Origin of the sequence: Corallococcus sp. AS-1-6 (assembly GCF_020037015.1) — a bacterium.
In the GTDB taxonomy this organism is placed as follows: Bacteria; Myxococcota; Myxococcia; order Myxococcales; family Myxococcaceae; genus Corallococcus.
The window spans coordinates 1-12351 of record NZ_JAIQDE010000026.1 but is presented as its reverse complement, the minus strand read 5'-3'; the positions used below and the strand labels follow the sequence as shown (position 1 = coordinate 12351).

The window sequence follows — 12351 nt, the reverse complement described above, 5'->3', positions numbered from 1 at the left end:
TGATGACGGAGCGCATCCACGCGGGGAGCCCGGCGCCGGACACCGGTGTCGCCCCCGGGTGGGTGGGGCCCTGTCCCACCACATGGGTCCGCGAATCCTGACCTTGCGAGGAGGGCGGGTCAGGGAGAAAGTGCTCCCGTGTTGATCCCCTTCCTCGCCGCGCTCACCCTGGTGGTCGCCCAGGCGCCCGCACCCGCCTCCTCCGCGAAACCCGTCACCGTGTTGCTGGCGCCCACGGACGCGACGCGGGGGACGCCGCGCTACCTCATCGGAATCGCCCAGGAGCACGTGGCCGAGCAGCTCAAGGCCCGGGGCCTGGAGGTGATCCGCGTGGAGGACGTGACGCGCACGCTGCCGAAGAAGCAGCGCACGGCGATGATGCGCTGCAAGCGCACGCAGCCGGCGTGCATCGCGTCGCTGGGCGCGGCGGCGAAGACGGACGTGGTGATGGTGACGGAGGTGCTGCCCTACCTCAACGGCTACAAGGCCGGCGTGCGCGTGTACACGGCACAGGATGGCGCGCCCCTCACCGAGCACTCCGTCCCGGAGGTGAAGAAGGACCAGGTGATGGACGCGCTGACGCGGTCCCTGGACGAGGTGGTGCCCATCACGCTGCGGGTGCTGCGTCCGGAGCCGGTGGCGCCGCCGCCGGTGACGCCGCCCGTGGCGCAGCAGACGCCCAACGTGACGCCGGGCGTGAAGCAGCCCGTGCCGGGACCGGACCTGACGCCCGGCGTGCAGCCGCCCACCGCGCTGGGCGTGACCGGGGAGGGGTCGAAGGTGGAGACGCCGGGACGGCGCAAGTGGGCGTGGGTGCCGGCGGCGGGCGGCGTGGTGCTCGCGGGCGTGGGGACGGTGCTCTACGTGCAGTCGCGCGGGAAGCTCAGCGACCTGAACACGAACGAGTATCCGGACCTGCAGGACGCGGAGAAGGTGCGCGACTCCGGCAAGCGTTCGCAGACGCTGGGCGTGGCGGGGATCGGGGTGGGCGCGGCGGCGATCGCCGCGGGCGCGCTGATGTACTTCCTGCCGGTGAAGCAGACGAACGTTCAGCCGTCCGTGACGCTCACACCGCAGGGCGGTGGACTGAGCTTCGCTGGGACGTGGCAGTGAGCACGGGGAAAGCCATGCGGAACCTCTGGAAGGTCGGCGCGCTGGGCGCGGTGTTCGGTGCGGTGCTCGGCGCGGGCGGCTGCAGTGACTTCGACGCGGCCTATGAGAACTGTCAGGGCGAGGGCCGCTGCGGACCGCAGGCGAGCGGGGATGCCGGGACCGACGGTGGCCCGGATGCGGGCTATGACTGCGAGCCCGTTCCCAATTCGGGGCCTGACCTCCCCGATGATGAGGGAAGGGACACGGACTGCGACGGTGTGGATGGCGTCGCGGCCGCGGGCTTCTTCGTGGACCCCGAGCGGGGCGACAACGCCAATGAGGGCTCGCACCTGGCTCCAGTCCGCACGCTGGCCCGTGCACTCGAGCTGATCCGTACCGCGGAGCCGGGGCGCACGAACCTGTATCTGGGCGTGGGCGCGTACAACGAGCCAGCGACCCTGGTGACGACGCCCGTGTCCGTCTACGGGGGCTATCGCTGGAACGGTCCGGGCTCAGGTGTCTGGAACCGTCTGCCGGGCAGCGGCACCACGCTCATCGACGGAGGAACGCTGGCCTTCACCATCCGCGATGTGAACGTCCAGGACGCGGGGGTCCTCCTGGATGCGCTGCACATCGCCTCCTCGAACGCGACCCAGGAAGGCGAAGGCTCCATCGCGCTGCGAATCATTGGCAGCCCCTCGGTGGACCTCCGGCGCCTGGTCGTCGAGGCCGGGCTGGGCGCCATGGGGAAGAGCGGCGCACCGGGGACGCCGGGCAAAGAGGGGACCGACGGTGGAGCGGGCGTGTCCTCGGTCTACAACTCCGGGTTGCCCCAGCCGGGCGGAAACGGCGGGACATCGTGTGAGCCCAAGAGCAGTGGTGGCCTGGGGGGCAAGGGCGGAGCGGGCGCCGCGGGCGCCGCGGGCGACATCGCGGCCGCCGGCGCGGACGGGGGTGAAGGGGGCGCGACCACCCGGGTGCAGCCTCCTCCAAGCGCCCAGTGCAACGCGACCACGTGTACCTGCACCGCCTCCGACGGCATGCCCGGCGCGGACGGCCTTGCCGGGGATGCAGGCGCTCCGGGCGATGGAGGCAGCGGAGACGGCGTGGTGTCAGCCGATGGCCGCTGGATGGCCAATCAAGCGGGTGAGGACGGCCGGCAAGGCGCCGCGGGTGGCGGGGGTGGAGGCGGAGGCGGTGGCGGGAGCTGCAATTCGAATCTGGCCATCACCTTGACGGGAGGGGCGGGCGGAGGCGGTGGCGGTGGCGGTGGATGCCCCGGCACCGGAGGCCGTGGGGGCGAGGGCGGTGGCGCATCCATCGCGCTGCTCGTCCTCGACTCCAGCGTCGCCATCACGGACGCGCAGCTCACGACCCGGGGCGGCGGTAGCGGCGGCGCGGGAGGCGAGCGAGGCGAAGGCGGTGCCGGCGGCATGGGCGGCGATGGTGGCGTCTACAACTCGTCCACCTCCCGGGTCGCCGGGGCACCTCCCGACTACTACATCGTGAGTGGCAATGGAGGTCGTGGAGGCAACGGCGGTCCGGGCGGCTCCGGCGGTGCGGGTGGCGGAGGCGGCGGTGGACCGTCCGTGGGCATCTGGTGTGGGGCCAACTCGACGGTCTTCAAGGCCTCCACGGTGACCGTCATCGCGGGCCCCGGTGGCGATGGTGGAACCAGCGACGGCGGCGGCACGGGCAGCCCCGGCATCTCCCAGGAGACCCGTGGCGGCTGTGTCCAAACGGCTCCCTGACCCACCACATCGCCCGCTGCCGGACACCAGCGGGTGAGAAAACGCGACCCGGGGGCAGGTGCCTGTTTGCTTGCCCGGCGCCCCGGGGCGGGCGTTTCGCTTCCCGGGATTTCACCTGTTACGCTCCCCCGTGGTGGAGATGTCTTCCGAGCTGATCTGCGAAACCTGCGGCCTCACCGTTCCGTCCGAGACGGCGGTGTGCCCTCGCGATGGCACCGTCGTGCTGTCGTCGTTCCATCCGACTCCACCGGAACCGAAGGTCATCGTGGAGCACCCCGGTACCGAAGCGACCGCCATCACCGACCCCCTCATCGGCCTGAAGCTGGGCGAGTACGAGCTGCGCGCGCGCATCGGCGTGGGCGGCATGGGGCTCGTCTACGAGGGCATCCAGCCCCTCATCGGCAAGCGCGTCGCCGTGAAGGTGCTGCGCCCCGAGCTGGCGCACTCGTCCGAGCAGGTGGCCCGCCTCCTCGCGGAGGCCCGCGCCGTCAACGCCATCCGCCACCGCGGCATCATCGACATCTTCGGCTTCGGCCAGCTCCCCGACGGTCGCCAGTACATCGTCATGGAGTACCTGGACGGCCAGCCGCTGGACGCCATCCTCGCGGAGAAGGGCCGCCTCCCCGTCCCGGAGGCCCTGTCCCTGTTGGATGAGGTGCTCGCCGCCCTGGGCGCCGCGCACGGCGCGGGCGTGGTGCACCGCGACCTGAAGCCCAGCAACATCTTCCTCGTGCGCCAGCCGGACGGCTCGCGCTACGTGAAGCTGCTGGACTTCGGGCTCGCCAAGCGCGGCGAAGGCCCCACCGGCCGCACCGCGCAGACGCGCACCGACATGGTCGTCGGCACGCCGGAGTACATGGCGCCCGAGCAGGCCCGCGGCCAGTCCGTGGGGCCCATGACGGACCTGTACGCCATGGGCGTCGTCACCTTCGAAATCATCACCGGCCGGCTGCCCTTCATCGGCAGCTCCCCGGTGGACCTGCTCATGAAGCACGTGGAGGCGCGCCCGCCCCGGCCGTCGGAGTTCGTCCCCGACCTGCCGCCCGCAGTGGACGCCTTCATCCTGCAGATGCTCACCAAGGACCCGGAGACGCGCCCCAACTCCGCGGACCCCCTGCGTCAGCACCTGGCCAAGCTGCGCCGCACCCTGCGCGCCACGCGCACCAACCCCACCGCGCTCGCCCCCGTCGAGCCCGCGCCGCCCAAGCCCGCCGCCCCCGCGGTCGCCGTCAGCGACGCGGACGCGCGCCGCCCCACCACCCACGTCCCGCCGCCGGTCCCGCCGGACGACCTGAGGGTGGTGCCGCAGGAAGAGACGTCGTCCCTGCGCCGCCTCGCCCCCATCGCCGTGGGCGCGGCCGTGCTGCTCGCCGCCGTGGGCGTGGTCATCGCCACGCGCGGGGGTGGGACGCCGCCGCCCGCCGTCGCCGTCGCCGCGCCGCCGCCGCCCACCCCGAAGGCGGACCCCACGCCCACGCAGCCTCCGCCGGAGGCCGTCGCCGAGCCCGTGCGGGAAGCGACCCCGCCGCCGCCGCCCGCCCCCGTCGTGGAGGCCCCCGCGAAGCAGGCGGAGCCGGCCCCCAGGGTCGCGGCGAAGCACGCCGCGCCGTCAGAGGGCCGCCCGACGTCCCGCGGCAGCCGGATCCCCTCCGAGGAAGACCTCCTGGCGGAGATCCGCTCCGTCGCCGCCAGGGTGAAGGCCAACACGAAGCTGGGCGAGACGGAGCGCAAGCACTTCGTCGGGTTCCTCTACCAGCTCCAGTTGGCCACCGAGGAGTCCTCCGCCGCGGACCGGGCGCGCATCGTGAAGGACCTCAACGAGGTCAAGCAGGAAGCCCTCTGACGCTCCCCGCGTCCCCAGGCCCCGCCGCGCTGCTCGCGGTGGACCTGGGCCTGCGCTGCGGGCTCGCGCGCTTCGGCGCGGACGGGCGGCTTCAGTGGTACCGCTCCCAGAACCTGGGCACGCACGCGCGGCTCAAGCGCGCGGTGCCCGCCGTGCTCCAGGAAGCGTCCCCGCTCGCGTGGCTCGTGCTGGAGGGCGGCGGCCCCATCGCGGACGTCTGGGAGCGCGAGGCCCTGCGCCGCGCCCTGCCCGTGCTTCGCGTGGCCGCGGAGGACTGGCGCCACCGGCTGCTCTACGCGCGCGAGCAGCGCAGCGGCGCACAGGCCAAGGACGCCGCGGACACGCTCGCGCGGCGGGTCATCGACTGGTCCCGCGCGCCCCGCCCCACCTCGCTGCGCCACGACGCCGCGGAGGCCATCCTGCTGGGCCTGTGGGGCGCGCTGGAGGTGGGCTGGCTCCCCCAGGTGCCCGCGGACGTGCGGCGCTGAGCGCCGGCTACTTCACCGACAGGCACGCCACCGGCTGCGCGATGGCGTTGCGCGCGCGCTCCTCGCTCACCAGCGCGTAGCCCGCCAGGTCCTGCAACAGCATGTCGCGGTTCTGCCGGATGAGGCTGGCGTTCTTGCACGCCTTGATGTCGCCGTAATAGCCGTACGGCGGCAGCGCCAGTTGCAGCTCCGCCAGCTCCGCCAACTGGAGCTCCCCCAGCTCGCGGTGGAAGAGCTTGCGGGCCGCGTCCTCCACGCCGACGACGCCGCGCTCGAAGCGGATGATGGACAGGTCGTAGGCCACGAGCTGGTCCTTCTGGAAGAAGGCGTGCAGCCGGTGCGCGGCCACGGACAGTTGCAGGTCCCCTTCGATGCCCATCTCCCGCGCGATGCGCATGGCCAGGCGCCGCTCACAGGCGCCGTCCCCGGGGGGCGCCTTGCCCAGCGTCACGCCGGCGAACAGGCGCCACGCCCACGCGCGCCCGTCCTCGCGCGGCGTCTGGAAGTAGGTGGGGCAGTTCATCTGGCGGATGTAGAGCGCCACCAGGTCCTTGGGCATCCGCGAGAAGTCCGGCCGCGTGAACGTCACCGACGAGCGATCCCGGATGCCCTGGTCCATCCGCCCGGCCAGCACGCTCATCCGGTCGCCCTCGATGCGATGGCGCAACTGGCTCTCGACGTCGAACTCGCTCTCCAGCCGCGGCAGCTTGCTGGCCGTGTAGAGGTACGTGATCGGAATCACCACGCCGGCCAGACCGACGAGGAACATGAACAGCCAGAACACGGTCTTCACGGGCACGACTCTAGCAGGGGAGGCACGCGCCAGGAGGACGGGTTAGAAAGTCCCCATGAGCGACTGGCACACCGCCACCGTCACCGCCCGCACCCCCTCGGCGGATGGCCTCACCGACTGGGTGCTCGACGTCGGCGGGACGCCGCTCGTGGGCTCGCACACCCACCCGGGGCAGTACGTCCAACTGCGCCTCCCGGGTGGGCAGCCGGGCATGTTCGCCATCGCCTCGCCGCCCACCCCCACCGGCACGCGGTGGGAGTTCCTCCTCAAGGACGAAGGCTCGCTGCCGTCCGCGCTGCTGCACCTGCCCCTGGGGGCGCGCGTGGAGGTGACGCTCCCGGCGGGCCCGGGCTTCCCCATGGAGAAGGCGCGCGGCCGAGACCTGCTGCTGTTCGCCAGCGGCTCCGGCATCTCCGCCATCCGCCCCGTCATCGCCGCCGTGCGCCAGGAGCGCGGCGCGTATGGCCGGGTGACGCTGTACTTCGGCGCGCGCACGGCGGGCGGCTTCGCGTACCAGCATGAGCTGCAGCAGTGGCAGGCGGACGGCGTGCGCGTGCTGTGCACCGTGAGCCGCCCCGGCGCCAGCGGCTGGCAGGGCCTCACCGGCTACGTGCAGGCCCACCTGGGCGAGGAGCGGCTGGAGCACGCCATCGCCTTCGTGTGCGGCCCCCAGGACATGGTGCAGGACGTGATGGCCCAACTGGGCCAGCGCGGCGTCCCGCGCAGCGCCGTGTTCCTCAACTACTGAGCCGCGCGCGTCTCCACGGTGGGGGCCGCGTAGCGCACGCCCACCACCACCGCCGCCGGGTCGCTCTCCTGGTTGCCGGTGACCTTCTGCGGCGTCCACGCGGCCACGCCCACCTGGCGTCCGTCGGGTGAGAAGCGCACGCGCCGCACGGACCAGCCGAACTCCAGCTCGCCCTTCGCGTCCGGCGCGCCCTCGGAGAAGAGATACACGCGCCGGTCCCACCCGCCCGACACCAGCGAGCGCCCATCCGGCGAGATGGCCGCGGTGGACACCACGCCGTGGTGCAGCTCCCACTTGCGCAGCACCTGCCCGGAGGCCGCGTCCACCAGCGCGCCCGCGTTCCACGGGCCCTGGGGCTCCTGGACGCCCTTGCGCTCGCGCTCGTACACCGTGCGGTTGCGCTCCGCCTTCTCCTGGCTGAAGGCCACGCCCAGCCGCTGGCCGCGCGCGTCCACGGTGACGTCGTTGACGTGCGCCGGGAAGGTGAAGTCCCGCCGCGGCGTGAGCGCCCGGCCTGTCGCCGTGGCCGCCCCTTGCGGAGCGCCGCCCTTGAGCGTGAGCACCGCCTCCGCCGTCGTCTCGTCGAAGACCGTGTCCACGCGCTCGGCGAAGGGCGCGCCCAGCACGCCCTGGCTGCCCTGCGGCACGCACGCGTCGCACACCGCCACGTCCACGCCCGGCAGCGTCAGTTGCTTGAAGCGCAGCGTGCGCCCGCGCGACAGGCGCGCCACGGTGTTGCCCATCGCGCCCGGCACGGTGACGGTGTCCTGGAGGGACGCCGCGTCGATGCCGGACGCCGCCGCGGCGGCCGCGGTGAGCACCACCACCGGCGTGCGCGAGTCCAGCGCCAGCACCACCGGCGGCCCGCTGTCCACGCGGCCCTGCACCGCCGCGAACCCGCCGCGCCGCTCGAAGTGCGTGCGCGCCACGTCCGGCCGCATCTGCTGCTCCGGCGTGTCCGACGCGCGCACGTGCTTGTCCCAGCCGCCCGAGTACAGCGTCCCGTCCGCCGCGAACGCCAGCGCGCTCACCGGCCCCGCGTGCAGCCGCGCCTCCGCGCCGAACGCCAGCTCCGGCACGGACAGCAGGGACACCAGCCCCTGCGCGCTGCCCACCGCCAGCCACCGGCCGTCCGGATGGAAGGCCACCGACACCAGCGGCTCCTCCGTGGCGAGCACCCCCACCTGCGAGCCCGTCGCCGCGTCGAAGAGCTGCACCGCGCCGCTGCGGCTCACCGTGGCCACGCGCGCGCCGTCCGGCGAGAAGGCCACGCCCTCCAGGTCGTACTGCTGCACGTTGACCGATGGATCCGCGCGCAGCACCGGCGCGCCGTCGTCCCCGGACTTCGCCTCGGGCGCCAGGTCCCAGACGGAGACGTGGTACGCGTCATCCCCCAGGCGCGTGTACGCCACGCGCTGGCCGCGCGGCGCGAAGTCCAACGCGTAGATGAAGTCCTTGCGGTTGAGGACGGTGGGCTCCCCGTCGAAGCCCTCCACCGCGCCGGAGAGGAAGCCTCCGGGCGTGGACGCCAACCGGCCCCGCGCGTCCGGCGGCAGGCCCGCGGCCGTGTGCGCGCAGCCCGTGAGCGCCAGCGCGCCCGCGAGCACGAAGCCCCCGGTGCGCGGGCTCATGAACCCGAGCCGCGGACGGCGGCCTTCTCCTTCTCCACGTTGATCTCGTTCACGCCCTTGTTGTCCACGGACAGGAGGAACAACTGCTTGTCCGCTTCACGCTTGTCGTTGAACGAGGTGCGGCCGGTGGCGCCGTCGAAGTCCTTCAGCCCCGCCAGCGCCTCGCGCATCGCCGCGCGCGTGTTGGGGCGCTGCTTGTCCAGCACCTGCCGCACCATGCGCGCCGAGTCGTAGCCGATGGCCTCCAGCAGGCCCGGGTCGCGGCCCGTCTCCTTGTACGCGTCGCGGTAGGTCTTCACGAACTTCTGCGTCGCCGGCCGCTGCGAGTCCACGAAGAAGCCGTCCACGTACACCGAGCAGGTGACGAACTTGCCGCCGCGCTCCAGCAGCTCCGGCAGGCCCGAGCGGCCCTTGGGGCTGGACCACTGGTTGGTGCCGAAGAGCGTGACGGTCTTCAGGTCCTTCTTGCCCGTCGTCTTGCGGATGCGCTCCAGGTCGCGCGGGTCGCACGCGTTGGTGACGATGTCCTCCACCGCGAGCGCGGGCGTCACCAGGCTCACCCGGCGCCAGTCGTCCGGGATGAAGAGGCCCTCGAAGTCGATGATGGGCTCCACGCCGCTGCGCGCCTTCTCCATGGCCTTGCGGCGGCGGTACGCGTCCGTGATGTTCTCACCCTGCACGTCGCGCACGGCCTCCGCGTAGTCCCCGCGGTCCTCCAGGTAGTAGCGGCCCACCAGGCGCTTGGCCTCGCCGGTGAACGTCGTCTGGTCGTACGAGTACGACTCCGCGCCGCGCACCGCGCCGCCGCGCGACACCACGTCGTCCCAGAACTCGTTCGCCAGCTCCACGCCGTAGGGGATGTTCGGGTAGAGCACCGCGAAGCGCTTGTAGCCCTTCACGTTCATCGCGTAGTCCGCGATGGCGCGCGCCTGCGCGGAGTTCGTCAGCATGTTGCGGAAGACGTACGGGCCAATGTCCGTGACGCCCTCCTGACGGCTCATCGTCAGGAGCGGCACCTGGAGCTCCTCCGCCAGGAGCGCCGCGCGCTTGGTGTCGTCCACCAGCAGCGGGCCCATGGCGGCGATGGCGCCGTCGTCGAACGCGAGCTGCTCCATCGCGGTGCCCGTCTTGTTGACGTCGCCCTGCGTGTCCTTCACCACCAGCTCGATGTCGCTGCCCTGCAGGCCCAGCTTCACGCCGCGCAGCACCGCCTCGCCAATGGGCTGGTAGCGGCCCGTCATGGGCAGCAGCACCGCCACGGTGCGCGGGCGCACCTCCACGCGGCGGGTGGCGCGCGCGAGCAGCTCCCTGGCCTGCGGCGCGAAGGTGCTGTTGGGCGCGTCCCGCAGGAACGTCTGGAGCGTCTCCTCCAGGCGGGTCCAGTCACGCAGGTGGTAGTAGATGCGCGCCAGCTTGAACTGGAGCACCGGCCACGCGGGGTTGGACGGGGACAGCCCCTCCTGCACGCGGGCGATGTCGAGGAAGCTGGCGCGGCCCTCCACCAACTGCTCCACCTTCTTCACCGAGGCGGCCTTCTCCTCCTCCGTCCGCGCGTCGCCCGCCTCCTTCACCGCGGACGACAGCGCCTGCGAGTACAGGCCCGCGCCCTCCGCGGCGCGCGCGGCCTCCCGCAGGAGCTGCTCCTTCTCCGCGCCCTCCGCGCGCTCGGCCAGGCTGGTGAGCGTCTGGTACGCGTCGCGGTAGGCGCCGACCTCCATGGCGGAGATGGCGAGCTTGTGCTTGGCGTCCTCGGCCTGGGCGTGGAGGGGGTTCTCGAAGAGCAGCTCGTTGAAGGTCTTGCGCGCGTTCGCGTAGTCCTTCGCCTCGAAGTAGAGGACGCCCGCGTTGTAGAGCGCGTCCTGGCCGGCGGTGGTGGCGGGGTACGCCTTGCGCACGGACAGGTAGGCCTCCGCGGCCTGCTTCTTGTCCGGGTTGCCTTGCGCCTGGGTGCGGGCCTGCGCGAGCGCGGCGTTCGCGGTGGCGTCCTGTCTCACCTCCACGCGCGGCCGGTTGGGCTGGGTGGAGTCACCCCCGGAGGTGTCGTCCCGGCCGTCAGTGCGGGAAGGCGTCTTGGGGCAGGCGGTCAACGTCAGGGCCAGCGCGGCGACGAGCGCGCGGCGCGATGCGGAGAGGACTTCCATGGCGAGGTGCATAGCAGCGCGGGTGCGGCTCCGTCGACACTTGAGCGGGGGGAAGATTCCCCTGGAACGTCCGCTTCAGTGCACCGCGCGTGCCCGCCTGCGTCACCGAGGGGAGCCCCTGCCCCGTGGCCATGGGACCGCACCCTCACGCGGCCCGGGACGCACGCCTGGCGGGCGAGCATGGACCGTCGCGGCGCAGGTCACGGACGCTCTAACATCGTGGCCGTGGAATCCTCCCCCTCCTGGTCCTTGCGATGCAGCATCCTGGTCATGGTGGCCCTGATGCTTGCCTCCACGGCTTGCGGCTCGGTCACCCCCTCATTGGTGGGTCCTGGTCGGAAGTGGGTGGGGCCCCTGGTTGCCGTCCCCGGAGGAGGTCATTTCCGCACGGTCATCCACTACGGCCCGTGGCAATGCAGACCCGCGTTCATGCGCTCCTGCGAGAGCAAGTGCGCGGCGACGGGCAACGTGGTCATGGGATGCATCTGGCTGGCGGACATCAAGATGGACTTCGAAGGCCCTGTCGTCCACGCGGGCAGCCGGTACGGCGTGACGCACTGCTGCTGCAACTACACACCCATTGCGCCAGCCGCGACGCGAGCGAACCGCAGTCGCTGGAACAACATCCGCGACACCTTCCGCCGTGAGTGGGCGAAGCGCATGGGAGCATGGCCGAGCGACGCGGGCGGCACACCCTGGCAAGGGCACCATGTCTTCGACCTGGGTCATGGTGGCGACCCTGTCAATTGGGACAACGTGATTCCGCTGCCTCAGGACCTCCACCAGTACGTCACGGACTCATATGGCCAGTGCTATGCCGGAGCACCGCCATGGAATGGCGTGGGAGTCGATTATCCCTATGGCGAATGAACCGGAGCCGATGCGCGCGATGCTGCTGGAGATTTCCCAGCGGCATTTTCCGAATCCGCCCGCTACGGCCGAGCAGATCGAAGCCTTCGAGCAGCGGGTGGGATGGAGGTTGGATCCGGACCTGCGTGCGTTCTACCTGCATTGTGACGGAGCGGATCTCTTCGACCGGATCGATCCCCCGTTTCGTTTCCATCCGCTCGCGCAAATCGTCCGCGCGCGTGTCGCGATTCGCGGGAAGGACACCGACGACAGAGGACCCGCTCACTGGTGGTCCATCTGCGCGGTCAAGGACGGCAACTGCATCATCCTGGATGTCAGCGCGTCACAGGAAGATCGCTACTCGATCCGGGACGGCTATCGCGAGATGTTCCCCAATCCGGAGTATTGCCCGGAGATCGCACCAAGCTTCTCACGCTTTCTAGCGGAAGCACTTCGAAGCAATGGGGACTGGTTCTGGCTTAATGCCCCATAAGAATGTAGCCATCATATCAGAATCCAACATGCCAGAACTCACACAACAGTCTCCCACACTACCCCCTTCAGAGGGGGCAGCACACCTTCGCTCTCTAATGGACCGTGGAAGAAGAATGGCTTCCACACCAATCTCCGCAGCAGAACTCTCTGCGTTCAAAGCCACTTTAAAATCAGCACTTGTAGATGCCTTTGGCGAAGCTTCCGACTGGGTCGAAAGAACCATGAGCGCCGGGCAATTTTTCAACATCATCTACATGGAGGAATACGAACTCGCCGAGCAAAGACGAGAAGAGGTACACACGAAGAATCTGCTACTTGCAGAGGCAGTCCAATACCTAGACCGATTGGCAGCCCGAAGCCTGCGGTCATCCGTACCTGTCGAAGCGCCTGCGCTCGAAAAGCTAGAAGTCATTCTCCAGAGATTTCATCGAGTCGCCCTTCGACCATCCGCGTCCGTTTAACGCGGCGGCGAAAAGCAAAGCAGAATCAAAGACATAGGTGCAGCCGAGCAGGCAGGCCC

10 protein-coding genes are annotated in these 12351 nt (G+C 71.0%); 7 read left to right on the top strand and 3 right to left on the bottom strand.

Annotated elements, in window-relative coordinates; all coding sequences use genetic code 11:
- The first annotated feature begins 138 nt into the window (after window positions 1-138).
- The 4 genes from K8612_RS29200 (at window position 139) to K8612_RS29180 (ending at window position 5174) form a co-directional block, all read left to right on the top strand.
- Entirely contained in the window at window positions 139-1113 is a 975-nt protein-coding gene (locus tag K8612_RS29200; RefSeq protein ID WP_223764675.1) for a hypothetical protein, read from the top strand.
- Between the two features lie 14 nt (window positions 1114-1127).
- Window positions 1128-2843 (top strand): hypothetical protein, encoded by a 1716-nt coding sequence (locus K8612_RS39385; protein WP_306799740.1) that lies wholly within the window; start codon window positions 1128-1130, stop codon window positions 2841-2843.
- 139 nt (window positions 2844-2982) lie between these two features.
- Entirely contained in the window at window positions 2983-4686 is a 1704-nt protein-coding gene (locus K8612_RS29185; protein ID WP_223764674.1) for a serine/threonine-protein kinase, read from the top strand.
- Window positions 4687-4724: 38 nt separating this feature from the next.
- On the top strand, window positions 4725-5174 hold the full coding sequence (locus K8612_RS29180; protein WP_223739360.1) for a hypothetical protein: 450 nt from the start codon (window positions 4725-4727) through the stop codon (window positions 5172-5174).
- A 7-nt stretch (window positions 5175-5181) separates the two neighbouring features.
- Here the strand turns inward: K8612_RS29180 and K8612_RS29175 are convergent, their stop codons facing one another.
- Complete coding sequence (locus K8612_RS29175; RefSeq protein WP_223739361.1) at window positions 5182-5967, bottom strand: transglycosylase domain-containing protein; 786 nt, start codon at window positions 5965-5967, stop codon at window positions 5182-5184.
- A 55-nt stretch (window positions 5968-6022) separates the two neighbouring features.
- Here K8612_RS29175 and K8612_RS29170 point away from each other — a divergent pair, with 55 nt between their 5' ends.
- Window positions 6023-6715 carry an NAD-binding oxidoreductase gene (locus K8612_RS29170; protein ID WP_223739362.1) on the top strand — a complete coding sequence of 231 codons (693 nt, stop codon included), beginning with the start codon at window positions 6023-6025 and terminating at the stop codon, window positions 6713-6715.
- On the opposite strand, the gene K8612_RS29165 is transcribed toward K8612_RS29170, so the two are convergent.
- Together K8612_RS29165 and K8612_RS29160 are read right to left on the bottom strand one after the other, a co-directional pair.
- The gene (locus K8612_RS29165; RefSeq protein ID WP_223764673.1) at window positions 6709-8346 is read right to left on the bottom strand and encodes a WD40 repeat domain-containing protein; all 1638 of its coding nucleotides are present in this window, start codon (window positions 8344-8346) and stop codon (window positions 6709-6711) included. The genes K8612_RS29170 and K8612_RS29165 overlap by 7 nt on opposite strands.
- Entirely contained in the window at window positions 8343-10487 is a 2145-nt protein-coding gene (locus K8612_RS29160) for an ABC transporter substrate-binding protein (RefSeq protein WP_223764672.1), read from the bottom strand. Before K8612_RS29160 ends, K8612_RS29165 begins: the two co-directional genes overlap by 4 nt.
- A gap of 429 nt (window positions 10488-10916) precedes the next feature.
- On the opposite strand from K8612_RS29160, the gene K8612_RS29155 reads away from it, so the two are divergent.
- Both K8612_RS29155 and K8612_RS29150 read left to right on the top strand, forming a co-directional pair.
- Window positions 10917-11357, top strand: coding sequence for a hypothetical protein (locus K8612_RS29155; protein ID WP_223764671.1), 441 nt, complete (start codon window positions 10917-10919; stop codon window positions 11355-11357).
- Entirely contained in the window at window positions 11347-11829 is a 483-nt protein-coding gene (locus K8612_RS29150) for an SMI1/KNR4 family protein (RefSeq protein ID WP_223764670.1), read from the top strand. The genes K8612_RS29155 and K8612_RS29150 overlap by 11 nt, the downstream gene beginning before the upstream one ends.
- The last annotated feature ends 522 nt before the right edge of the window (window positions 11830-12351 follow it).